Origin of the sequence: Pseudomonas sp. SWI36, from assembly GCF_002948105.1 — a bacterium.
Taxonomy (GTDB): domain Bacteria; phylum Pseudomonadota; class Gammaproteobacteria; order Pseudomonadales; family Pseudomonadaceae; genus Aquipseudomonas; species Aquipseudomonas alloputida.
Window position 1 is genome coordinate 1,992,572 of sequence record NZ_CP026675.1, and the last position, 24,633, is coordinate 2,017,204.

Here is a 24,633-nt window from a genome sequence, read left to right on the forward strand (position 1 = left end):
ACAGGGACCGCACCACCCGATGCATCTGGGCCGTAATGTGCGGGCACGCCCGCGAAGGGGCCGGCACCGATATAAAGCGGTACCATGTCCCCACGCCGCTTACCCTCCGGAGCCACCATGTCCCACCCCTTCGACACCCTCACCCCCGACCTGGTCCTGGACGCAGTGGAAAGCCTGGGCTTTCTCAGCGACGCTCGGGTGCTGGCGCTGAACAGCTACGAGAACCGCGTGTACCAGGTGGGCATCGAAGACGCGCAGCCGTTGATTGCCAAGTTCTACCGCCCAGGCCGCTGGAGCGATGCAGCCATCCTCGAAGAACACGCTTTCACGGCCGAACTCGCCGACTGCGAAGTCCCGGTGGTTGCGCCCATGCAGCACGATGACCGCACCTTGTTCGAACACAAGGGCTTCCGCTTCACGCTGTTCCCCCGTCGCGGCGGCCACGCCCCCGAACCTGGCAACCTCGACCAGTTGTATCGCCTGGGCCAGTTACTTGGCCGCCTGCATGCCGTGGGCGCCAGCAAGCCGTTCAAGCACCGTGAGGCACTGGCTGTGGACAACTTTGGCCACGCCTCGCTGAACACCTTGCTGGAGGGTAATTTTGTCCCACGTGAACTGCTGCCGGCGTTCGAGTCCGTGGCCCGCGATCTGCTCAAGCGGGTGGAGGACATCTACGCTCGCACACCACACCAGCTCATCCGCCTGCACGGCGACCTGCACCCCGGCAACCTGATGCACCGCGACGAGGTGTACCACGTGGTCGACCTCGACGATTGCCGCATGGGCCCAGCGGTGCAAGACCTGTGGATGATGCTGGCCGGCAACCGCGAGGAGCGCCTGGGGCAACTGGCCGAGCTGATCGACGGCTACAACGAGTTCCACGACTTCGACCCGCGCGAACTGGCCCTGATCGAGCCTCTGCGTGCCCTGCGCCAGCTGCACTATAGCGCCTGGCTGGCAAGGCGCTGGGACGACCCGGCATTCCCGCCCAGCTTCCCTTGGTTCGGCCAGCCACGCTACTGGGGCGACCAGATTCTCGCCTTGCGCGAACAGATGGCTGCGCTGGATGAAGCTCCGCTGAAATTGTTCTAGAAGCACGCCCGCCTCTGTCTACAATAGGCGTCGCTTTATTTAGCAACCTAAGCAAGGATTCTGCATGCACGCCGCAAACCCGCGTCGCGGGTACATACTGGGCTTGAGCGCCTACATCATCTGGGGCCTTTTCCCCCTCTACTTCAAGGCAATCCAGAGCGTCCCGGCGGTGGAGATCATTGTCCACCGGGTGCTCTGGTCAGCACTGTTCGGCTCGCTGCTGCTACTGGTGTGGAAACACCCCGGCTGGTGGCGTGAACTGCGCAACAACCCGCGCCGGCTGGGCATCCTGGCACTGAGCGGTGCCCTGATCGCCGGTAACTGGCTGACCTACGTGTGGTCGGTGAACAACGGCCGTATGCTCGAGGCCAGCCTGGGCTATTACATCAACCCGCTGATCAATGTACTGCTGGGCATGCTGATTCTTGGTGAGCGCCTGCGCCGCCTGCAATGGCTGGCGGTGGGCATGGCTGCCGTGGGTGTGGCGCAGCAGGTGTGGCAAGTGGGCAGCCTGCCGTGGGTGTCGCTGGTGCTGGCGTTGAGCTTCGGCTTCTATGGGCTGATCCGTAAGCAGGCGCCGGTGGCTGCGCTGCCCGGCCTGGTGGTGGAAACCTGGATGCTGGTACCGCTGGCCCTTGGCTGGCTGCTACTGCACCCGGCCGCGATGAGTGCCCAGGGCGCGTTCTATACCAGCAGCGAGGCGCTGTGGCTGATGGCGGCCGGGCCGGTAACGCTGGTGCCGCTGGTATGCTTCAACGCCGCCGCACGGCACCTGCCGTACACCACGCTGGGCTTCCTGCAGTACCTGGCGCCGACCTTGGTACTGTTGCAGGCCGTAGTGCTGTTCGATGAGCATTTGTCGTCGAGCACCCTGGCGGCCTTCATGTTCATCTGGGCAGGTTTGGCGATTTACAGCGTCGATGCATGGCTGAACTTGCGCAAACGTAGCTGATCAGAAAACGATCAAAACTCTGCAGGTCATGTAGCGCCTGGCCTGCAGAGACATCTCCATAGGTTATCCACACCCTCGTCCCCGCGCTTTGTGCACAAGCTGCTGATAATTGGGCATTTTTTGAGCAAAACAGTACAAGGCACGTGATACCTGGGCTGGAGAGGTACACCCCCAGGTTATCCACAGGGCCTTCCCCGTGATATCGGGATAACCGCAGGTGGCCGCTTCGCACCCCATCAAGACACAAGCGGCCTTGTGTCGCGATTGGGCCGCAAAGCGGCCCCGGCAATCGCTGATCAATCCTCTGCCCGCAGCTTCAACTCCACCATCAAGTCATCCGCCAGGCTCTCCAGCCGCTGCTGCAGTTCTTCCAGCGGCAAGGTCAACGGCAACGCCAGCAATGCGTCGGCGTGGAACAACGGCTCGCTGCTCATCGGCGCCGGCCGCACTTCTGTGGAAAACCGCTCGACGTTTACCTGCAGCTCAGCCAGCAAGCGGGTAATGTCCCGCACGATCCCCGGCCGGTCGTTACCCACCAGCTCCATGGCAATTGGCTTCCAGGTGCACGACGGCTCAATCCCGCTCTCGGCGATCAGCACGCGAATGTCATACCTGGCCAGCCCCTGCAGCGAGGCCACAAGCTCGGCGTAATTCTCTGCCGGCACCGCCACCCGCAGAATGCCAGCAAACTGCCCGGCCATACGCGACATGCGGCTTTCCAGCCAGTTACCACTGTGGTCGGCGATGCACTGGGCAATACGTTCGACCTGGCCGGCCTTGTCAGGGGCAATTACAGTCAGTACAAGATGATCCACAAGCCCTTCCTCGTGTCGGACCGCGCCGGGCGGCAGAAAATCGGGGGATCGAGTCAGTATAGGCAAGGCGCGGCAACCTGCCGCAGGGCAATCTGCACAGCCAATCGTGTACTGTTTCAAGATTTATCTGGAACAATCCACCTGTTTTTTGCGAACATACCTACTCCCAGCGTGACCATACGCGACCAACGGGTCGCACAACGGCGCTTTTAGTCTGATTTTGCCCCGCCTACTGCTTCATGTAGTATCCCGTGGCGCGGACTACAAAACGTCGTTTGGATGTCTGCCAAGGCGCCTGTGAAAATACGCACACTGCCCGCCAGCCTGTCTGGCAGGCCGCACCCAGCCGCCCCCAAGCAACCCCGGGGGCATGCACTGGTGCCGTGTTTAGAGAAGCGCTACAGGCTTAATACAGAAGAGCGAAATAGCTGAGCAGAGTGAGGCAAGCAATGACTGGATACGTTCAAGTCGGTGGCCTTCAGGTCGCCAAGGTCCTGTACGACTTCGTGAACAACGAAGCCATCCCCGGGACCGGCATCGTCGCCGAGCAGTTCTGGGCGGGTGCAGAGAAGATCATCAATGACCTCGCTCCAAAGAACAAAGCCCTGCTCGCCAAGCGCGACGAGCTGCAAGCCAAGATCGACGCCTGGCACCAGGCACGCAAAGGCCAGGCCCACGACGCCGCAGCCTACAAAGCATTCCTCCAGGAAATCGGCTACCTGCTGCCACAAGCCGACGATTTCCAGGCCACCACCCAGAACGTGGACGAAGAAATCGCCCACATGGCCGGCCCACAACTGGTAGTGCCGGTGATGAACGCCCGTTTCGCCCTGAACGCCGCCAACGCCCGTTGGGGTTCGCTGTACGACGCCCTGTACGGCACCGATGCCATCAGCGATGAAGGCGGCGCCGAAAAAGGCCAGGGTTACAACAAGGTGCGCGGCGACAAGGTCATCGCCTTCGCCCGCGCCTTCCTCGACGAAGCCGCGCCACTGGCCGCCGGCTCGCACGTCGACTCCACGGGCTACCGCATCGAAGGCGGCAAGCTGGTTGTTGCCCTGAAAGGCGGCAGCAACACTGGCCTGCGCGACGATGCGCAACTGATCGGCTTCCACGGCGACGCCGCCGCTCCCACTGCCGTGCTGCTCAAGCACAACGGCCTGCACTTCGAAATCCAGGTCGATGCCAGCACCCCCGTCGGCAGCACCGACGCCGCTGGCGTCAAAGACATCCTGATGGAGTCGGCACTGACCACCATCATGGACTGCGAAGACTCGGTTGCAGCCGTAGACGCTGACGACAAAGTCATCGTCTACCGCAACTGGCTGGGCTTGATGAAAGGCGACCTGGCCGAAAGCGTGAGCAAGGGTGGCAAAACCTTTACCCGCACCATGAACCCGGACCGCGAGTACGCGGCGCCTAACGGCGGCAGCGTGACCCTGCACGGTCGTTCGTTGCTGTTCGTGCGCAACGTTGGCCACCTGATGACCAACCCGGCGATCCTCGATGCCCAAGGCAACGAAATCCCCGAAGGTATCCAGGACGGGCTGTTCACCAACCTGATCGCCCTGCACAACCTCAACGGCAACACCAGCCGCAAGAATACCCGCAGCGGCAGCGTGTATATCGTCAAGCCGAAGATGCACGGCCCTGAGGAAGTGGCCTTCGCCACCGAGATCTTCAGCCAGGTCGAAGACCTGCTGGGCATGCCGCGCAATACCGTCAAGGTCGGCATCATGGACGAGGAACGCCGTACCACGGTCAACCTCAAGTCCTGCATCAAGGCAGCCGCCGAGCGCGTGGTGTTCATCAACACCGGCTTCCTTGACCGCACTGGCGATGAAATCCACACCTCGATGGAAGCCGGCGCCGTGGTGCGCAAAGGTGCCATGAAGAACGAGAAGTGGATCGGCGCCTACGAAAACAACAACGTCGACGTTGGCCTGGCCACCGGCCTGCAAGGCCGTGCGCAGATCGGCAAAGGCATGTGGGCCATGCCTGACCTGATGGCCGCCATGCTCGAGCAGAAGATCGCCCACCCACTGGCCGGTGCCAACACCGCCTGGGTACCGTCGCCAACTGCCGCCACCCTGCACGCCCTGCACTACCACAAGGTGGACGTACAGGCGCGCCAGCGTGAACTGGCTTCACGTACCCCGGCGTCGGTGGACGACATTCTGGCCATCCCGCTGGCTGCCGACACCAACTGGTCGGCCGAAGAGATCCGCAACGAGCTGGACAACAACGCCCAAGGCATTCTCGGCTACGTGGTGCGCTGGATCGACCAGGGCGTGGGTTGCTCGAAGGTGCCGGACATCAACAACGTCGGCTTGATGGAAGACCGTGCCACCCTGCGCATCTCTGCCCAGCTGCTGGCCAACTGGCTGCGCCACGGCGTGGTCAGCCAGGAACAGGTGCTGGAAAGCCTCAAGCGCATGGCCGTGGTGGTCGATCAGCAGAACGCTGGCGACCCCCTGTACCGCCCGATGGCGCCGAACTTCGACGACAACGTGGCGTTCCAGGCGGCTGTGGAACTGGTAGTGGAAGGTGGCAAGCAACCGAACGGTTATACCGAGCCGGTACTGCACCGCCGTCGCCGCGAGTTCAAGGCGCGTAACGGGTTGTAAGCAGCATCTGCGCCAGGGGTGGGCCGTTTTACGGCCCCCCCCTGCGCATCATCCAATTTTCAGTTCTTTGTTCACCAGCTCCAACAGCTTGCCAAGATCCACCGGCTTGAGCAGGAAGTCCACCACCCCCAGGTGCATCACATCCACTGCCTCTTCCACATCGGTGTCGCCCGACACCACAATGATCGACAATGCCGCCCGCTCCGACGCACGAATCGTCCTGATCAAGTCCAATCCACTTTCAGGCTGCATGCGCAAATCGGTAATCATCAAGCCGATACGCTTCTGGTAGTGCAGGTACAACCTGGCTTCCTCGGCCCCATCCGCCCCCACCGCATCGATGCCCCGGCTTTTCAGGTACAGGATCAGCGCCTCCCGGTTAACCGCGTTGTCATCCACCACCAGCACCAACGGTTTGGCTGCCACAGGCGCACTTTGGTTTATCACGGCCAAGGCCTCGCGCTCGGCGTCGCTCAGGATGTCGGTGTGCTCAGGCATGCTCATCTCGTCAAAAAAATTCCGCTTCAGCATTAGGACCGCATTACTCGCGTAACCCGTTTCGCCTTTCGTCGGGTCTTTGACAAGGGCGCTCATAGACTTACGTCCAATGGGCACCACCCCGCCGCAAGCCGACCATGGAGGCAGAGAACAACATGGCCGGTACCTATATATAGATATATATAGTTCGGCATAGCGATACGGTCAGTTTCATGAGCAAAAAGGACGCCTACAGCCAGGCGGGCAAGACAGCGGTACTGCAAAACATCCAAGGCACATTGCAGTTCCTGCAGCGCTTTCCGCCGTTCAATCAGATGGAGCACAGCCACCTGGCCTTCTTGGTCGAGCAGTGCCAGCTGCGCTTCTACGCCTGCGGTGAAAGCATCGTCAAACCTGCCGACGGGCCGGTCGAGCACTTCTACATCGTCAAGCAGGGCCGCGTGGTTGGCGAGCGCCAGCACCTGGCCAAACCAGGCGTCGAGACCACGTTCGAGATCACCAGCGGCGAGTGCTTCCCGCTGGCAGCCCTGCTGGGTGAGCGGGCAACCCGCACCGAGCACCTGGCCGGGGAAGACACCTTCTGCCTGCAACTGAACAAGGCCGCATTCATCCGCGTGTTCTCGATGTCTGATGTGTTTCGGGATTTTGCCCTGCGCGGTGTCAGCAGCCTGCTTGATCAGGTCAATCAGCAAGTACGCCAGCGCGCTGTGGAAACCCTCGGCACCCAGTACTCGCTGAACACCCCTCTGGGTGAACTGGCAATGCGTCACCCGGTGGTGTGCAGCGCCGATACACCCCTGCGCGAAGCCGTGCGGCTGATGCACGAGCAACAGGTGGGCAGCATCGTGGTGGTCGACCCGCAGCGCTACCCCATCGGTATCTTCACCTTGCGCGACCTGCGCCAGGTGGTGGCGACAATAGATGCAGACCTGGGCGCCACCATCGACCGGCACATGACCGCAAAACCGTTCTACCTCCCACCCCAGGCCAGCGCCTTCGATGCCGCCATGGCAATGACCGAGCGGCATATTGCCCATGTATGCCTGGTGGAAAACCGGCGCCTGTGCGGCGTGGTTTCCGAGCGCGACCTGTTTTCCCTGCAACGGGTCGATCTGGTTCACCTGGCGCGCACCATACGCCATGCGCCACGCCTGGATACGCTGGTTTCACTGCGCGGCGAAATCAGCCAGCTTGTGGAACGCATGCTGGCCCATGGCGCATCGTCGACGCAGATCACCCAGATCATTACCTTGCTCAACGACCATACCGTGTGCCGGGTCATCGAACTGGCCTTGGCCGAACGTGGCGACCCAGGCGTGCCGTTCAGCTGGCTGTGCTTTGGCAGCGAAGGGCGACGCGAGCAGACCCTGCACACCGACCAGGACAACGGCATCCTCTTCGAAGCGGTCGACAGCGCCGAGGCCGACGCCATCCGCGCTCGCCTGCTGCCGCTGGCGCAATACATCAACCAGTGTCTGGCCCAGTGCGGTTTCACCCTGTGCATGGGTAACGTCATGGCCGGCAACCCCGAACTGTGCCTGTCGCGCAGCGAGTGGGCGCGGCGCTTTGCCGGGTTTGTTCGCGAAGCCAGCCCGGAGAACCTGCTGGGCTCGAGCATCTACTTCGACCTGCGTGTGGTGTGGGGCGACGAGCAAGGCTGCGAGCAGCTGCGCCAAGGCCTGCTGGCACAGGTAGCCGACAACCGCATCTTCCAGCGCATGATGGCTGACAACGCCCTGCGCCAACGCCCGCCGGTGGGCCGGTTGCGCGAGTTCGTGCTGACACGCCAGGGCAACGACAAGGCGGCGACCCTCGACCTCAAGGTCCAGGGCCTGACGCCCTTCGTGGATGGTGCCCGTTTGCTGGCCCTGGCCAATGGCATAGCTGCCTGCAATACCCTGGAGCGCCTGCGCCAACTGGTAGCCAAGGGCGTGATCGAACCGTTGGACGGCGCCGCCTATGAAGAGGCCTACCACTTCATCCAGCAAACCCGCATGCAGCAGCACCAGCGCCAGATACGCGACAACCTGCCTTACTCCAACCGGCTCGACCCGGACAGCCTCAACCACCTGGACCGGCGCATCCTGCGCGAGTCCCTGCGCCAGGCCCAGCGCCTGCAAAGCAGTCTGGCCTTGAGGTACCAGTTGTGAGCCTGTTCGCCTGGCTGCGCCCCAGCGCGCCCGAGCTGGACCACACCACACGCCAGCGCCTGGCCCGGTTGCCCAAGCCCGTACCGCTGGGGGTATGTACCCTGCGTGAGCAGCGCTGGGTGGTGCTGGACCTGGAAACCAGCGGGCTCAACCCCAACCGTGATCAGGTACTGTCGATCGGGGCGGTGGCCATCGAAGACGGTGCCATCGACTTTGCCCAGCAGTTCGAACGCACATTGCACCGGCCTTTGCAGAAGACCAACGCCAGCGTACTGATCCACGGTTTGGGCCCCAGCGCCCTGGCTGCCGGTTGCGACCCGGCCGAGGCCCTGCTGGATTTGCTCGATTTCATTGGCAACAGCCCGGTGCTGGCGTTTCACGCGCCATTCGACCAACGCATGCTGGCGCGTGCGCTGAAAGAGAGCCTGGGGTACCGCTTGCAGTCGCCGTTCCTCGATATCGCCGAGCTGGCGCCGATGCTCAACCCCGACACCGTGCTGCGCGAGGCCGGGCTGGATGACTGGGTAGCGCGGTTTGGCTTGCAGGTTGAAGAACGCCATCATGCCAGTGCCGATGCCCAGGTGACCGCAGAACTGGCGCTGATCCTGTTCAGCCAGGCCCGGCGCCAGCAGCTGGACAGCCCGCTGCAGCTGGAGCAACGGTTGCGCGGATGGCGACGGCGCAAGATGCAGAGTCATGGTTTGTAGGGATAGGCACTGAAAATTCCAAGGCATACCCTTCAGCCTTTTCCATGATGGCGATCCGATAAGCGTCCATTGCACCCACCCCCTCCCCTCTGCAACAATCGCGAATAATTATCGTTAGTTAATGCATTCGTTCCGGGGGGACGCTGCTTGTCTTCTGCACAAAGCCCACACGCCGATCTGGTCGGTGCGCTGTACCGCGACCACCGCGGCTGGCTGCTCGCCTGGCTGCAACGCAGCATGGCCTGCCGCCAACGTGCTGAAGACCTGAGCCAGGACACCTTCGTGCGCCTGCTTGGTCGTGAGCAACTGGACACACCCCGCGAACCCCGCGCGTTTCTGGCCGCCGTGGCCAAGGGGCTGATGTTCGACCACTTCCGCCGCGCCGCGCTGGAACAGGCCTACCTGGCCGAGCTGGCACTGATCCCTGAAGCCGAACAGCCCTCGCCAGAAATGCAGCACCTGATCCTTGAAGACCTCAAAGCCATCGACCGCCTGCTCGGCAAGCTGTCGAGCAAGGCTCGCGCGGCGTTTCTGCACAGCCGTCTGGACGGCATGGGCCATGCCGAAATTGCCGAGCGCCTTGGCGTTTCGGTATCGCGGGTGCGCCAGTACATCGCCCAAGGCATGCGCCAGTGCTACGTGGCCTTGTACGGGGAGCCGACGTGAGCAACCTCCCGGTTTCGTCCCGGGTCCTGGAAGCCGCGATTGCCTGGAAACTCAGCCTTGGCGACAGCAGCGGCACGCCTGATGAACGCAATGAATTCATGCGCTGGCATGCCGCCAGCGAAGAGCACGCACGTGCCTGGCGCCAGCTCGGCGCCATGGACCAACGCGTTAGCGCGGCGGCTGGCCCGGCACGCCAGGCGCTGCTGCAATCGCGCGCCAGCCTGCGGCGACGCATTGGCAAGGTTGGCGGCGGGCTGGCCGGCACATTTCTGCTCGGCGCGCTGCTGGCATGGGTCGGCGCCCCGTCGCTGGCACCCAGCTACTGGCTGGCCGACCAGCGCACCGCCACGGGTGAATTGCGCACCTTGCGCCTGGAAGACGGCACACTGCTGAGCCTGAACACCCACACCGCCGTGGACATCGACTACGCCGGCGCGCAACGGGTGATCGTGCTGCACCAGGGCGAAATCTCGGTCGAAACCGGCCACCAGGACCCGCGCCCGCTGCTGGTACGCACTGAAGACGGTCGCTTGCGGCCACTGGGCACGCGCTTCCTGGTGCGCCGCGAAGCCGGCGGTACGCGCCTGGAAGTGCTGCAAGCCTCGGTCGCCGCCATGCCGCATGACAGCGGCGACGAACAGGTGCTGCGCGAAGGCCAGCAGGTGTTGATGACCGCCAATGGCCTCGGCGAGGTTGGCACGGTGCCTGCCGGTGCCGATGCCTGGACCCGCGGCATGCTGGTGGTCGACAACGTACGCCTGGGCGACCTGCTCGCCACATTGGGCCAGTACCGCAGCGGCTACCTCGGGGTGGATGCCAAGGTCGCCGACCTGCGCGTGACCGGCAGCTTCCCGCTGACCAACACCGACCTGGCGCTGGCCTCGCTGGTGCCGGCGTTGCCGGTGAAGATCGAGCGGCATACCCAGTGGTGGGTAAACGTCACTTCCAAATAGGCCGGGCCTGCTGGCCAATCTCCACTAGCCGTTCAGCGTTGCTGCCACCACCGTATTCGCGGGTAAACCCGCTCCTACCACGGCGGTGGGCACACATCGCGGTCGTCGTAGGAGCGGGTTCACCCGCGAAGAGGCCGGGCCTGCTGGCCAATTTCCACCTGCCGTTCACCGTTGCCGCCACCACCGTATTCGCGGGTAAACCCGCTCCTACCACGGTGGTGGGCACACATCGGGGTCGTCGTAGGAGCGGGTTCACCCGCGAAGAGGCCGGGCCTGCTGGCCAATTTCCACTAGCCGTTCACCGTTGCCGCCGCCACCGTATTCGCGGGTAAACCCGCTCCTACCACGGTGGTGGACACACATCGCGGTCGTCGTAGGAGCGGGTTCACCCGCGAAGAGGCCGGTGCTGGCAAAATCCCATTAAATAATTCTCAATATTTTTCAGATTCACCCTGTCACTTTTCAGATCTCGCTCGGCAAGGAAGCAGCAAGCACTTACCCGTCGAGGAACCGCCGCATGTCCCGTGCCGTTGATCATATCCTGCGCCCCAGCCTGATGGCCCTGGCCATCGGCCTGGCTGCCCCGCTGACCAGCCCTGTCTTGTTCGCCGCCGAGCAATCCACGTCGCGCGCCTACAACCTGCCCAGCGCGCCACTGGCCACCACCCTCAACCAGATCGCCAGCCAGGCCGGCATTGCCTTGGCCATCGACCCGACACTGGTCAGCGGCCGCACCTCGGCCCCGGTCAGCGGCCAATACGACGGCCTGGGCGCCCTGCAAGCCGCCCTGAGCGGTACCGGCCTGCAGTTGCAGCAGAGCAGTGCGGGCAGCTACAGCCTGGTGGCCGTGCCGGATGGCACACTGGCCTTGCCGGAAACCACCGTGAATGCCACCAGCGCCAGCGAAAGCGCCTGGGGCCCGGTTGAAGGCTACGTGGCCAAGCGCACCGCTGCTGGCACCAAGACTGACACGGCACTTGTGGAAGTCCCCCGCTCCATCTCTGTCGCCACCCGCGAGCAAATGAAAGACCGCGGTGTACACAGCCTGGATGATGCAGTGCGCTACATGCCAGGCATCGTCTCCGCCAGCTTCGGCAGCGACACCCGTTATGACTGGATGCGCGTGCGCGGCTTCGAGCCAACGCAGTTCCTCGATGGCCTGCCGCTGCCCCGCGGCGTGTACGCCAACCCGAAAGCCGAAACCTGGAACCTCGACCGCCTCGCCCTGCTACGCGGCCCGGCCTCTTCGCTCTACGGCCAGACCCCACCTGGCGGCCTGCTGGACATGGTCAGCCGCCGCCCGCAAGCGGAAAGCGCTCACGAAATCGAGCTTCAATACGGCAGCGACAACCATCGCCAGATCAACTTCGCCAGCACCGGCAAGATCGACGATGAAGGTCGCTTTCTCTATGGCGTCAGTGGCGTTATCCGTGACAGTGGCACGCAAATTGACCACATTGACAACAAGCGCTACAACATTGCCCCAAGCCTGACCTGGAACATCGACGAAGACACGACGCTGACCTTCCTCACCCAGTTCACCCGTGACGATACCGGTGCCACCAGCCAGTTCCGGCCCATCCAGGGCACCAAGATCGACATGCCGTTCGGCAAGATCTCGCACCACAAGAACCTGGGTGACCCGGATTACGAGTTCTACGACCGCACTTACTACGCGCTGGGTTACGCCTTCGAACACCGCATCAATGACGTCTGGCAGTTCCGCCAGAACCTGCGCTACACCAAGTCGGACCTGTCGTTCCAGACCATCACCCCTGGCAGTTACTACGAGCCCGGCGGCCCGGTCAAAGACGATGGCACTGTCAGCCGCATGTCCACCAACACCGATGAAGACATCAGCCAGTTCGCGGTGGACAACAACTTCCAGGCGGACTTCGCTACCGGGGACATCAACCACACGCTGTTGATCGGCCTGGACCACCAGCGCATCAACACCAACTACCTGTCGATCTTCGACTTCAACGTGCCGGACAGCAACGTCAACAACCCGGTCTACGGGCTGCCGATCACTCGCCCGGATCGCTCGACCGCGTTTTACGACTACAACCAGAAAACCCGTCAGACCGGCCTGTATGTGCAGGACCAGATGGCGCTTGGTAACTGGCGCCTGACCCTGGGCGGTCGTGAAGACTGGGTGCACACCGGCACCAAGTTCTTCAACCAGGGCGATGCCACCAATACCCAGCGGGACAAGAAGTTCAGCGGCAACGCAGCCATCAGCTACGTGTTCGATTCGGGCTTCGTGCCGTACCTGTCCTATGCCGAGTCGTTCCAGCCGTCCAGCAATGCCAGTGTGTCGGCCTCGGACTCGTTCAAGCCCACCGAAGGCAAGCAGTGGGAGCTGGGCGTGAAGTATCAGCCGCCGGGGTCCAATACCCTGTTGTCGGCAGCCGTGTACGACCTGACTCAGAAAAACGTCTCGGTCACCAACACGGTCGGTGGTGTGACCATCACCAGCCAGACCGGTGAAGTGAAAGTCCGCGGCCTTGAGCTGGAAGCGGTTTCCGATGTGACCGACAACCTGAAGGTCATTGCCGCCTACACCCTGGCCAAGTCCGAGGTGCAGGACGGCGATTTCAAAGGTAACCGCCTGCAACTGATGCCTAACCAGCAAGCGTCCATCTGGGGCGACTACACCTGGCACTCGGGCGTACTCGACGGCTTCGGCATCGGCCTGGGCGCGCGTTATACCGGCAATACCTACGGCGACCAAGGCAATACCTACCTGGGCAAGGCCAAGGCCTACACCGTCTTCGATGGGTCGGTGCATTACGACCTGGGTCGCCTGAACGGCAGCCTGAAGGGCGCGTCGGTCGCGGTCACCGCCACCAACCTGCTGAACAAGGATTACCTCTCTACTTGTGACGCGTACTACTGCTACTACGGCGATGAGCGCAGCGTCGTCGCCAGCGCCACTTACAAGTTCTGAGTGAGCTGGGGCCGCCTTGCGGCCCCGGGTTCCAACCGACAACAATCGGTACCGTGATGAAGAGCCCCACCATTCGCCGCTGGTCCTTGATCCACACCTGGAGCAGCCTGGTCTGTACCCTGTTCCTGCTGTTGCTGGCAGTCACCGGCCTGCCGCTGATCTTCCACCACGAACTCGAACACCTGCTAGGCGACGCCCCTGAACTGCGTGAAATGCCGCCAGGCACCCCGCACCTCGACCTGCAGCAACTGGTGCTCAAGGCCGAACAACATCGCCCCGGCGAGGTCATGCAGTACTTCGGCTACGATGAAGACGAGCCCAACGGCGTGGTCGCCATTACCGCCGCCACCGCCGGCACCGACCCCAACCTGTCGCACACCTTCATGCTCGATGCACGCACCGGCGAGGCGGTGGCCATGCCGGCCGCCAATGGTGGATTCATGATGGTGATGCTGCGCCTGCATGTGGACATGTTCGCAGGCCTGCCGGGCAAGCTGCTGCTGGCCTTAATGGGCGTATTGTTCATTGTCGCGATTGTCTCCGGCACCGTGCTCTATGCGCCGTTCATGCGCCGCCTGGAATTCGGCACCGTACGCCACAAGAAATCCCGCCGCCTTCGCTGGCTCGACCTGCACAACCTGATTGGCGTGGTCACCCTGGCCTGGGCATTGACGGTGAGCGTGACCGGGGTAATCAGTGCCCTGTCCGACCTGGTCATCGCGGCCTGGCGCAACGACAGCCTGGCTGCGATGGTTGCCCCCTACCGCGACGCCCCGCCGCTCGTCGAGCGCGCCCCAGCCACTCGCCTGCTGGAAATTGCCGAGCAGGCCGCGCCCGGCATGCGCCCGGATTTCATTGCGTTTCCAGGCACGCGTTTCTCCAGCGAGCACCACTATGCGGTGTTCTTGAACGGTGCCACCCACCTGAGTTCGCACCTGTTCACGCCGGTACTGATCGATGCTCGCACCCTTGCAGTGACTGCCGTCGGCAACCGTCCCTGGTACATGGATGCCATGGGCCTGTCGCAGCCACTGCATTTCGGCGATTACGGCGGGCGACCGATGCAGATCCTCTGGGCGTTACTCGACGTGCTGACAATCATCGTGCTCGGCAGCGGCCTCTACCTGTGGTGGAGCAAACAGAGTAAACCCAGGGAGGCGCGCGCATGAGCCACAGGTCGCAACCCACTGCGCGCCTCTTCGCCTGGCCAGTGTTGATTGCCCTGCTTGGCTTCCTGGGCCTGTTCGCTGCGCTGCTCGGCGACGGTGGCTGGGACGTTCTGGCATGGGCCGGCCTGGGCCTGCCGGCCCTGCTGAGCCTGCGCGGGCTGCTCTGGCGTCGGGGGCGCTAGCCCGCTACCACCCCGCAACCGCAGGTATTGCCAAGCATGGGGTTTTCCTCAACCAAGGACCCGCCCCATGCGCCCCCTCGAACAACTGGAACAGGTCGACCGACAGATCGGTGACCTGCTCGACGGCCTTCCGACCCTCGACCTTCAACAATCCATCAACCCCGACACACGCACCTGGCTGCACGGCGAACTGGCCAGCTTCTGGACCACGGCCGATGAGCATGGTGAAACCCCCAGACAAAAGCTGCTGGCACTGCGCAAGGCGCTGATGCTGGCCGAGGTTGAGCTGCGCCTGGGCGACCAGACCTTGGCCAACGGGTCAGCCGAGCAGCTGCGGGCCTGCCTGGAACAACCGCTACCCTCGCAGCGCAGGCATCTTCCACTGGCCAGCAGGCCACAGGTCTACCGCGTGCTGCTGGAAGGCATACGGCCCAACTGGCGCAGCTACCTGCCAGGCGCACTGATCATCGTTGCCGGTACCGCCGAAGGCCCTATGCTCACGCCTCAGGATGCCGCAGGCGCTGCCTTGCTGTGCAGCCTGTCACAAGGCATAGAGGCCTTCGACTCCCTTGCCGCACTGCATTTGGAGCTTTGTGAACGCCTGGAAGCCCCCCTCCAGAGCAGACCTCTGCTGCAGCTGTACTCTGACGCGCAGGCAGACCGCGCTCGCCGGTCACAGCGTCTGCGCTATGACTGGTACGCCGATAACCTGCTGGAGGCCCAGATCGACAGTGCGATAGAAGCCCAACGCCAACGCTTGAGTGACACCGGCTTGTGGAGCAACGCCTCACCCGACCAGCACACCCAAATACATAAAGCCTTGGCGCTATGGCACGAAGTCGGCGCCAAACCCATCCTGCAAACACGCTACTCCCAATTGCTTGAGAAGCACCTGCCCAACTGGCTGCGCAATACATCTGCGCAAGGCCTGAGCCATATGATGCAGGCCATGCAAACGCTGGTGGCAATCGCCGAGCAGGCTGCTGCCCCGGGAGTGCTGAGCCTTGACGACTTCAAGCAACGCAATAGCCTGCTGGCCTGGGCCAACGCACGCCTTCGCGAACGCCTGAGCCATGACCTGGGGTACGAAACAGATCCTCGCGAGATCAAGATCGTGGTCGTACGCGCCCGCCGCACGGGCGCAATCATGCATCCCTTCGCCCTCTCATCCTATGTCACCTATGCAGGCATGCGACGCGTGGGCCACGAGATGGTGGAGATGGTCGAGGAAATCAACACCCTCGAAGAGATCGCTCTCAAGAACTTGCCGTGGTTCGATACCGACTACTGGCTGACTGCCCGGGTGATCCATGCCCACGGCAAAGCCATGCCCGCCGGGCTCACGCCGCAGTATGTCAAGCACATGGTCCGGGAACTGAACGTGGGTGACAGCTACGCAAAGTACCTGCACACCCAACTCATCAGTTCCAGAGCAGGCAAATGGCGCCTGACTGCGCACAGCAAGGTAAACCGTGCACGCATGCACGCTGAAGCAGTCAAGGCGCGCTACGCCGGACACTTTGGCGAAGACCCTTTCGAACATGGCTACAACTGGGTGCGCGCAGTGCTGGACCAACCACACAATGCCTTGCGTGCGCCAGTAGCAGGCTACCCGGTCACTGTTCGGCAGTTGAACATCATGGGCCATACCCTGCAGGGCGTGCTGCTGCTCAACAGCCTCCCCTACAAGTCTCCGGCATGCGTGCTGTACACCCCGGATGCTCCGGACCGCAGGGCCTGGCGCCGTTTTCGCACGACCCGCGAACTGCTTCGCACATTGCGCCAACAGCCCACGTTGAGAGCATACGTAGCCCAGCGCCTGCCATTGCTGCCTGCCGCCACGGTGCAGCGGCTGCTGGAGAAGGGTCGCATGAGCACACATTTGACGACACCCGAGATCCAGGACGACCTGTTCTTCGTCTACTACATGGCCGAGGCCCGGGCACTGATTGCCCAGGCCGACGCCGACAGCATGACGACCAGGGAAGTGAATACGGAATCGGTCATGGCGTTGAGCTGGCGCTTGCTGGACTTCATCAGCCTGCTGCTGCCGAACCGGGCGCTGCTGGTGCTGTCGATCGGCCGCATGGCAATCGATATCTGGGACGGCGCCGAGGCCTTCAAGCAAGAGGATGTCGAGGGGGTGATGCGGCATGCCTATCAGGCGCTTAGCCACCTCAACGATGCGGGTACCAGTTTCATGGGTTCCAGAGTGCTACGCCGATCCCTGCGCGGGATCCCCAAACCACCGCCACTGCCGCTGCCCGCACGCCTCCAGGTACAACCGGGCAGCGGCAGCCTGCGCTATCGCATAGACGGTATCTACGGTGAAGGTGTCTACGAGCAAAGCTCGGCGTTTGGCGGGCAATCGCTGTACTTCGTCAAGGACAACGACAACCGCTATTACCGGGTCAGCTTCGACGGCTACCGCTGGCGAGCCATCGACCCTGACCAGCCAGATGCCTATCTGCAGCAACCGCTCAAGCGCAAAGCCGACGGGCAGTGGGTCATCGACTCACCGGTGCTCTGGTACGACGGGCTGCCCGACCTGAAGCAATTACTGCAGGACTGCTATCTACAAACGCCTGTGGCCGGCCTGCCGGTAAACATCGAACAAGGGCTTTTTCAGGCTGACGATCAGCTGTACCTGGCGCTCGAGAACGGGCAGTTGCCTGTGCGCCGCCACCTGCTGCCGGATCATTACCACTTGCAGATTGCCATCGCCAGCGACGCCGGCGTGGTGCCGTGGGCGGTGCTGCGCCACGAAAACGGCCAGTGGCTGATACGCGTTCGCCAGGCAGGGCGCAGCAGTGACTGGCTGACACTGCCAGATCAACCACCGCCGGCCCACTGACAGCCGGAACCGGCGGCCTCAGTCGACCAGTTTTGGCAACAGCCGGTCCAGCCGCTGATGCAAGGCACTGCCAGTGGGCCAGTTGCGCAGCAGCCGTGCCCGGTCACGGGCATAGGCCGGGGCGAAGCTGAGCTGGGTGGCGTGCTGGCACATGGCATCGAGGTCGATCAGCGACCACTGGCCGTTGTGCCAGAACAGGTTATGGCCTTTGAAGTCGCCGTGGCTGATGCGCTCTCGAATCAGCTGCTGCATCACGTGCACCAAGGCATCCACCTGCTCCTCGGGCGCATCGCCGCTTTCGACGTAGGGCGCGAAGCATGCCGTCAGGTCCGGGCCGTCGACATACTCGGTGACCAGGTAAGCACGGCTGCGCAGGCCCAGCACCCGCTGTTCCAGCACCGCGAGGGGGCGTGGCGTGGCGATGTCGAGGAATTCCAGGCGGTGGCCTTCAATCCAGGAATGCCAGGCCCGGCTCGGGCGCCAGAAGCGCTTGAACCAATGTGCGGTGTTCTTGATGTTGTAGCGCTTGATCACCAACTGGCGACCATTGACCTCGATGCGCGCCACACTGGCAGCGCCACCGGTCTTGTACAAATGGCCCTTGTCGATCAGCGCATCGGCCTGCTCCAGTACAGGCTGCATGGCCTCGACCTCACTGCGGCGGATCGCCTGCAAGCCCGAGAGGGTGCGCTGGACGCTGAACAGGCTGCACTCGCGGCCAGCCTTGTCCAGATAGTCCTTCTGGCGCCAGTTGCGTACCTTGTCCACCTGTTTCTGCAGCGCTTCCAGCGGCAAGGCATGCTCGGCATTGGCCAGCAGGTAATGCACCAGCAGCTCTTCGATGAACGGCTCCAGGCGCTTGGGCAACTGGGCGAAGAACACCCCGAGGTTTTCCAGCACGCGTGGACGCGACAACTGCTGACCGGGTGTTTCCGCCCTGATGCCCGCACCGTCGATCAGGTACAGCTTGCCGGCATGGCGCAGCAGGTTGTCCAGGTGCAGGTCTTCCTGCCAAAGGCCTCGGGCGTGCATGTGCGCCACAGCCGTGAGCGCTTCGCCCAGTACCAGGTGCTGCTCGTCCGCCAGCACAGGCAGGTTTTCCACTGCGGCCCAGGCATCGGCCAGGCTTTGGGCACCGTCAAGGAACTCGAACAGCAGCCAGCCGCCCTCGCCTTCCTTGAGGCCGTCGGCCACTAGCGTCGGTGTGGTCAGGCCTTGTTCGGCCAGCAACTTCACACCCTGCAGTTCGCGCTGGAAATGCCGCGCGGCGTTACCCCCGACCAGCAACTTCGCCAGCACCGGTGTGCCACGCCAGACACCAGCGCCCACATAACGCTGGCCCGGTAGTACGCGCAGCAGGCTGAGCAATTGCAAGTCGGCGCTGCCGGCGGCATCAACCAACGTGATACTCAGGGGCAGCGCCGGGCTGCGCCCGGCATCCTTCAGTTCAGACAAACGCATCAGCGGGCCTCTTTTTGACGACGGCGTTGCGTCAGCCGTTGCAGCCAGGTGTCGACCAGCGCGCCGTCAGCCGGCTGCCCCAGGTAGGTAGCCAGCAAAGTACGTACATCCTGCACGCGCCAGGCCTGCGCGCGGCGCAGCAGCGGTTCCAGGTCCTTGAGGCGGTCACGCATGCCGAACAGCAGCGGCCGGGTCTTTTCCAGGTCGATCAATTGCGCGTCCCAACCCTCGCGGCGTTGACGCAGGAAAATGTGCTTGGGGTAGAAGCAGCCATGCACCTGGCCGGCGCTGTGCAGGGTACGCGCCAGCTGACCGCAGGCCTGCAGGATGCCAGTGCGCTCGGCTTCACCCAACCGCGGCCACTGCGCCAGCAGGCTGTCGAGGTCGGCCCACTCGTCCAGAGCGCGGGTCATCAGGATGGCCCGGTGCTTGCCGCCCTGCTTGCGCTCGCCGTAGAACACCGCCTGCAATGCCGGAATGCGCAGCTTCTGGTAGCGACTGATGTTGCGGAATTCGCGGGCGAAGGTGGGCTCGCCGAACGGCCGGTGCAAGGTACGGGTCAGGTAGTCGCTCTGGCGCTTGAGGTAGTAGCCTTTGCCTTCGAGTTCCAGACGGAAGACGCTGCTCCAGCCACCACGGCCGGTGTTGGGTTCGTCCACAGCATCAAGCTGCAGTGCCCACAGCGCCTCGAAGTTGTCCAGGCCATGGCGCTTGAGCAGCGCGAGGTCCGCGCTGGCCAGGTAATCGGTCATTCCCTTCCCTCGAAAAAGCCCAGTACCCGATGAATGCGCTTCTTGTCACGCACATTCAGGCGGTCGCGGCCACGGTATTGCAGGTAGAAGCGCAAGCGCTGGGTAGCTGACAGGTGGTATTTGGCCACTTTGTCCAGGCATGCCAGGTCCTTGATCATCCGGTGGCGCCACATGAAACCGCGCCAGAAGTCGCCGGTGGGGCAGTCGATGAAGAATAGCGTGCCTTGGTCATCGACCAGCAGGTTGCGCCACTTCAGGTCGTTATGGGCAAAGCGGTGTTCGTGCATGACCCGGGTATGGCGCGCCAGCTGACGGCTGACATGGTCGACCCAGGCGCGGTCGGCCAAGCGCGCATCGTTGTGTTCGGCCAGGGCCGACAGGTCTTCGGTGTGCGGCAGTTCACGGGTGATCATCGCGCCACGGCCAAAGGCCAGGCCGTTGCGCTCCAGGCCCCAGGCCACGACTTCGGCAGTGGGGATACCCCATTTGGCGAACTGCTTGAGGTTTTGCCATTCGGCCTTGATGCGTGGCCGCCCCAGGTACCGGCGCATGTGCTTGCCGGCCCCGGTGTAGCGCTTGACGTAGTAGTTGATCCCGTCACGCTCGATGCGTACCACTTCACTGAGCGGGTCGCGGGTCAGCCGTTCGCCCTGGAGGGCGAACACCGCGTCGAGGCTGCCGAAGTCCGCCGCCAGGTGTTCGTACCCCGGCGCCAGTGTCCAACTCGCCATCAGAGTGCATCCCCATAGCGTTGCTTGCGATCGTAGAGTTTCTGGGCCTTGCGCTCCAGCCAGGCGAGCAGCGCGGCTTCGTCCTTCAGCACCTGCCGCAGCGGACGCTGGAAGTAACCACGCAGGAAGCGCAGCTTGTCGCGTTGGGTCAGGCCGATGTCCAGGGCCGAAAAGTACAGCGCAGCCAGGTCCTTGTCGCGCCAGCGGCGGCTGATTCTGGCACGGGTTTGCGCGCGGTGCAGGTCGATCACCGACAGCTTGAAGTCATCCGCCGTCACCGGGCGGTCGGTGTGCAGCAGGAAATGGCAGATGTAGCAATCGCGGTGGTTGACCCCGGCGCGGTGCATGCCGCCGGTCATCTTCGCCACCTCGGCGATAAGTGCACGCTTCAGGCGCGGCTCGGGCGGCTGTTTGACCCAGTCGATGCTGAAGTCTTCCAGGCTGATGGTCGGCGCCAGCTCTTCGGTGATGATGAACGAGTGCTGTGCCGCCGGGTTGCTGCCGCGCTCGCCGTAGGCGACTGCGGTCATGGTCGGCACGCCCACTTCATGCAGGCGTTGGATCGCCCGCCATTCCTGGCCGGCCCCGAGCACCGGCAACTTGGCGGTGAACAGGTTCTTGAAGATCTCGCCCCAGCCGATGCCACGGTGGATCTTGACGAAAAAGCCCTCGCCAGCCACTTCGGTGCGCAGCGTGCGGCGCCCTTCCAGCTCGCGATAGACCTCGCCTTGCAGCGCCTCCACGGCGTCGAAGGCATCACGCCCGGCCCACAGGCGTTTGAAGGGTTCGGCCAATATCAGCTTCATGCGGTCTTCTGCCCCAGGATCACGTCGGCAGCATGCTGCGGCATGCTGTACAGATCGGCGCTATCAGCAAATGCCAGGCCATTGCGCGACCAGCTGGCACGCGCCTGCGGGTCTTCGAGCATGCGCTGCAGATAGCCGTTGAGCTGGTCTTGTTCGAACGGCTCGTCCAGCACCAGGCCGCTGTCGGCCTCGGCAATGTAGTGGGCATAACCGCACACCTTGGACACCAGCACCGGCAAGCCGGCGACCAACGCTTCGAGCAGCACCGTACCGGTATTCTCGTTGTACGCCGGGTGAATCAGCAGGTCGGCGCCCAGCAGGAAGCGCGGGATGTCGCTGCGGCCCTTGAGGAACTGCACCTGGTCGCCCAGGCCCAGGGTAGCGCTTTGCAGCTGGAATACCTTGGGGTCGTCCTGGCCGATCACCATCAGCCTGGTGCGTTTGCGCAGGGCTGACGGCAGCGCGGCCAGTGCCTTGAGGCTGCGGTCCACGCCTTTGGTCTTGAAGCCTGAACCAATCTGCACCAGCAGCAGGTCGTCATCCCCCAGGTTGAATTCCTTGCGGAACTCGGCGCGGATCTCGGCGGCATTGGCCGGAGCACGGCGATCCTGGGAAATGCCTGGCGGCAGCAGGTGGAAGCGTTCTACCGGGGTGCCGTAATGCTTGATGAACAGCGGCTGCTGCACTTCGGAAATCATCAGCACTTCGGTATGGGCGTCCTTGGCGAACACCGCACGCTCGTACTCGGCAAAGTGCCGGTAGCGGCCCCAGCGGCGGTACAGCCCACCGCGCAGGGTCTGTGCCTTGTCCTCGAAGCAGCCGTCGGCGGCGTAGTACACGTCCAGCCCTGGCATCTTGTTGAAGCCGATCAGGCGGTCGACCGGGCGCTTGGCCAGGTCGGCGGCCATCCAGGCGCTGAGCTTCTCGTTGCGGCGGTGGTTGAAGATCGCCTTCACCGGCGCCACCAGCACCTCGAAGCCCGGCGGAATGTCACCCTCCCAGATCAGCGTATACACACGGATCTGGTGACCCCGCTTCTGGCATTCCAGGGCAATGCGCATGAAGTCGCGCTGCAGCCCGCCGAAGGGGAAATATTTGTAAAGCACGAAAGCCAGTTGCATCAACGGACATCCTCAGCCAGCAGCAACGCGCTCAAGCGGCTCGCCACATGCTCGGGATTCAGGCGAGTGAAGCACAGCGGCCACTCGCGTTTCAGATCGAACCGGCGCAGGTCGTCGGCGCTCGGTTTGTAGGTGCACTTCTTCTGCAGGCAGGGAGCGCAAGGCCAGTCACTGGCCTGGTGAATCTGGGTCCGTCCGTAGGCGCCAGTCAGGCCCGGATTGGTAGGGCCAAACAGCGAAAGGGTGGGCACATCGAGTGCCGCCGCCAGGTGGCCAAGGCCGGTATCGACCGCCACGCAGGCCTTTGCCGCCGCCAGAACACGAGCGACGCCGGCAAGGTTCAATTTGGGGAGCACCTGGCAGTTGTTCAAGCCTTGGGCAATTCGCTCGGCCCGCGCCTTCTCAGCCGGATTACCCCAAGGCAGGCGCACTTCCAGCTTGCGCCGGCCCATGCGCTCGGCCAGTTCGCGCCAGTAGGCTTCGGGCCAGTGCTTGGTCGCCCAGGTGGTGCCATGCAGGAACACCACATAGGGCGCAGCCGGCGGCAGTTGCAGGCGGTCGAGGTCCAGGCCGTAGTTGCCGATGCCTTCTGGCAGGTCATAAGCCAGGGCCATGGCAAACAGTTGGCGTACCCGCTCCACCGCGTGCTGGCCGGTAGCGACCGACAGAGGCCGGTCGTAGAAGCGGCTGGCCCAGCCTTCGCGCGCCGAGTAGCGGTCCAGGCCGGCTACGGGTGCCTTCACGTAACGGGTCAACCAGGCCGACTTGACCAGGCCCTGGGCGTCGATCACAAGGTCGTACTTGCGCTCGCGCACGCGCTGCTTGAACGCCTTCCACTCGCCACTCTTGATGGTTTGCCAGAGGTTCTTGCGCCAGCGACGGATCGCCACCGGGATGACCTGGTCGACCGCGGGGTGCCAACCGGGGATTTCGGCGAAGCCTTCTTCCACCATCCAATCGAAACGGATGCCGGGAATGGCATGGGCGGCATCGGTAAGCGCCGGCAGGGTGTGGATTACATCCCCCAGCGACGAGGTCTTGATGATCAGTACCCGCACTTAGTCGACCTCGGCCACGGTATCGATCAGGTCCGGTCCGCTGAGGCTGTGCAGGGCGGCGATCACTTTGCCCGGCTCCAGCAGACGCAGGCAATTGTAATGGCCAAAGCGACAGGTGCGGTCAAAGCACGGGCTGCACTCGATACCGGTGCGCACCACTTCCACCTGTTCGGCCAGCGGCGGGGTGAAGCCGGGTGAAGTAGAGCCATACACCGCCACCAGCGGACGGTTCAGCGCAGCGGCCACGTGCATCAGGCCGGAGTCGTTGGACACCACGGCATGGGCGCAGGACATCAGGTCGATGGCCTCGGCGAGCGAGGTCTCACCGGCCAGGTTGGACGACTCTTCACGGAGCCCCGGAATCAGCCGGTCGCGGATCTGCTCACCGACCGGGTGATCGTTCTTCGAGCCAAACAGCCACACTTGCCAGCCTTGGCGAATCATCGCATCGGCCACAGCGGCATAGTGCTCTGCCGGCCAGCGCTTGGCTTCGCCAAACTCGGCGCCAGGGCACAGCGCCAGTACCGGACGGTCCAGTTCCAGGCCGAACTTGGCCAGGGCGGCGTCACGGCTTTGCGCTTCGATCTGCAGGTTGGGGCGCGGGTATGGCTGCGGCAGCTCGGTGTCGGGCGCGTAAGCCAGGGCCATGAAGCGCTCGATCATCAGCGGGTAGCGGGCCTTGTCCAGCTTGCGCACATCGTTCAGCAGGCCGAAGCGCATTTCACCACGCCAGCCGGTGCGTTTGGGAATGCCGGCAAAAAAGGGCACCAGCGCCGACTTGAGCGAATTGGGCAGCAGGATGGCCTGGTCGTACTGGCCGGCCAGGGACTTGCCGATGCGCCGCCGCGTGGCCAGCTCCAGCGCGCCGTGGCCGAGCGGGAAGCTCAAGGCCTGGCGCACTTCAGGCATGCGTTCGAGGATCGGCCGGCTCCATTCAGGGGCCAGCACGTCGATCACGCAGTCGGGGTGCTGCTGTTTCAGGCACTGGAACAGGGTCTGCGCCATCACCATGTCGCCGACCCAGCTGGGGCCAATGATCAGTATTCTCATGCTTAGTCCAGAAACGCTCGGGGAGGCTACAGGCTGCGG

20 protein-coding genes are annotated in these 24,633 nt (G+C 63.4%); 11 read left to right on the forward strand and 9 right to left on the reverse strand.

Annotation, left to right across the window (positions count from 1 at the left end):
• Positions 1–117: 117 nt before the first annotated feature.
• Complete coding sequence (locus tag C4Q27_RS09760) at positions 118–1,092, forward strand: serine/threonine protein kinase (protein WP_020192753.1); 975 nt, start codon at positions 118–120, stop codon at positions 1,090–1,092.
• A gap of 64 nt (positions 1,093–1,156) precedes the next feature.
• A complete protein-coding gene (rarD, locus tag C4Q27_RS09765) occupies positions 1,157–2,044 on the forward strand; it encodes an EamA family transporter RarD (RefSeq protein ID WP_003255619.1) in 888 nt (295 codons plus the stop codon).
• A gap of 296 nt (positions 2,045–2,340) precedes the next feature.
• Here rarD and C4Q27_RS09770 read toward each other — a convergent pair whose 3' ends face one another.
• Positions 2,341–2,859 carry a glycine cleavage system protein R gene (locus tag C4Q27_RS09770; protein WP_010951709.1) on the reverse strand — a complete coding sequence of 173 codons (519 nt, stop codon included), beginning with the start codon at positions 2,857–2,859 and terminating at the stop codon, positions 2,341–2,343.
• A gap of 449 nt (positions 2,860–3,308) precedes the next feature.
• Between C4Q27_RS09770 and C4Q27_RS09775 the strand changes: the two genes are divergently transcribed.
• Positions 3,309–5,486, forward strand: a complete 2,178-nt coding sequence (locus C4Q27_RS09775; protein WP_010951708.1) for a malate synthase G — start codon at positions 3,309–3,311, stop codon at positions 5,484–5,486.
• Between the two features lie 48 nt (positions 5,487–5,534).
• On the opposite strand, the gene C4Q27_RS09780 is transcribed toward C4Q27_RS09775, so the two are convergent.
• Entirely contained in the window at positions 5,535–6,080 is a 546-nt protein-coding gene (locus tag C4Q27_RS09780; RefSeq protein ID WP_064490762.1) for a response regulator, read from the reverse strand.
• A 116-nt stretch (positions 6,081–6,196) separates the two neighbouring features.
• On the opposite strand from C4Q27_RS09780, the gene C4Q27_RS09785 reads away from it, so the two are divergent.
• From C4Q27_RS09785 to C4Q27_RS09825, 8 genes are all read left to right on the forward strand, one after another.
• Positions 6,197–8,134, forward strand: coding sequence for a putative nucleotidyltransferase substrate binding domain-containing protein (locus C4Q27_RS09785; protein WP_104886793.1), 1,938 nt, complete (start codon positions 6,197–6,199; stop codon positions 8,132–8,134).
• Positions 8,131–8,841 (forward strand): PolC-type DNA polymerase III, encoded by a 711-nt coding sequence (locus C4Q27_RS09790; protein WP_010951705.1) that lies wholly within the window; start codon positions 8,131–8,133, stop codon positions 8,839–8,841. The genes C4Q27_RS09785 and C4Q27_RS09790 overlap by 4 nt, the downstream gene beginning before the upstream one ends.
• A gap of 147 nt (positions 8,842–8,988) precedes the next feature.
• Positions 8,989–9,507 carry an RNA polymerase sigma factor gene (locus C4Q27_RS09795; protein ID WP_010951704.1) on the forward strand — a complete coding sequence of 173 codons (519 nt, stop codon included), beginning with the start codon at positions 8,989–8,991 and terminating at the stop codon, positions 9,505–9,507.
• Complete coding sequence (locus C4Q27_RS09800; protein WP_104886794.1) at positions 9,504–10,460, forward strand: FecR domain-containing protein; 957 nt, start codon at positions 9,504–9,506, stop codon at positions 10,458–10,460. The genes C4Q27_RS09795 and C4Q27_RS09800 overlap by 4 nt, the downstream gene beginning before the upstream one ends.
• A gap of 517 nt (positions 10,461–10,977) precedes the next feature.
• Positions 10,978–13,410 (forward strand): TonB-dependent siderophore receptor, encoded by a 2,433-nt coding sequence (locus C4Q27_RS09810; protein ID WP_104886795.1) that lies wholly within the window; start codon positions 10,978–10,980, stop codon positions 13,408–13,410.
• Between the two features lie 56 nt (positions 13,411–13,466).
• Entirely contained in the window at positions 13,467–14,579 is a 1,113-nt protein-coding gene (locus C4Q27_RS09815) for a PepSY domain-containing protein (RefSeq protein WP_064492520.1), read from the forward strand.
• Complete coding sequence (locus C4Q27_RS09820; RefSeq protein WP_019750253.1) at positions 14,576–14,761, forward strand: hypothetical protein; 186 nt, start codon at positions 14,576–14,578, stop codon at positions 14,759–14,761. Before C4Q27_RS09815 ends, C4Q27_RS09820 begins: the two co-directional genes overlap by 4 nt.
• Positions 14,762–14,828: 67 nt before the next feature.
• Positions 14,829–17,615 (forward strand): dermonecrotic toxin domain-containing protein, encoded by a 2,787-nt coding sequence (locus C4Q27_RS09825; protein WP_064492519.1) that lies wholly within the window; start codon positions 14,829–14,831, stop codon positions 17,613–17,615.
• Positions 17,616–17,633: 18 nt separating this feature from the next.
• Here the strand turns inward: C4Q27_RS09825 and C4Q27_RS09830 are convergent, their stop codons facing one another.
• From C4Q27_RS09830 to waaF, 7 genes are read right to left on the reverse strand one after another with little or no spacing between them, the layout of a single operon-like run.
• Complete coding sequence (locus tag C4Q27_RS09830; RefSeq protein ID WP_064492518.1) at positions 17,634–19,076, reverse strand: lipopolysaccharide kinase InaA family protein; 1,443 nt, start codon at positions 19,074–19,076, stop codon at positions 17,634–17,636.
• A complete protein-coding gene (locus C4Q27_RS09835; RefSeq protein ID WP_064492517.1) occupies positions 19,076–19,828 on the reverse strand; it encodes a lipopolysaccharide kinase InaA family protein in 753 nt (250 codons plus the stop codon). Before C4Q27_RS09835 ends, C4Q27_RS09830 begins: the two co-directional genes overlap by 1 nt.
• Positions 19,825–20,559, reverse strand: coding sequence for a lipopolysaccharide kinase InaA family protein (locus C4Q27_RS09840; protein WP_010951698.1), 735 nt, complete (start codon positions 20,557–20,559; stop codon positions 19,825–19,827). Before C4Q27_RS09840 ends, C4Q27_RS09835 begins: the two co-directional genes overlap by 4 nt.
• Positions 20,559–21,365, reverse strand: coding sequence for a lipopolysaccharide core heptose(I) kinase RfaP (gene rfaP / locus C4Q27_RS09845; RefSeq protein ID WP_010951697.1), 807 nt, complete (start codon positions 21,363–21,365; stop codon positions 20,559–20,561). Before rfaP ends, C4Q27_RS09840 begins: the two co-directional genes overlap by 1 nt.
• Complete coding sequence (locus tag C4Q27_RS09850) at positions 21,362–22,486, reverse strand: glycosyltransferase family 4 protein (protein WP_003255647.1); 1,125 nt, start codon at positions 22,484–22,486, stop codon at positions 21,362–21,364. Before C4Q27_RS09850 ends, rfaP begins: the two co-directional genes overlap by 4 nt.
• Positions 22,486–23,544, reverse strand: coding sequence for a lipopolysaccharide heptosyltransferase I (gene waaC, locus C4Q27_RS09855; protein ID WP_104886796.1), 1,059 nt, complete (start codon positions 23,542–23,544; stop codon positions 22,486–22,488). Before waaC ends, C4Q27_RS09850 begins: the two co-directional genes overlap by 1 nt.
• Entirely contained in the window at positions 23,545–24,594 is a 1,050-nt protein-coding gene (gene waaF / locus C4Q27_RS09860) for a lipopolysaccharide heptosyltransferase II (RefSeq protein ID WP_064492516.1), read from the reverse strand.
• Positions 24,595–24,633: the final 39 nt, after the last annotated feature.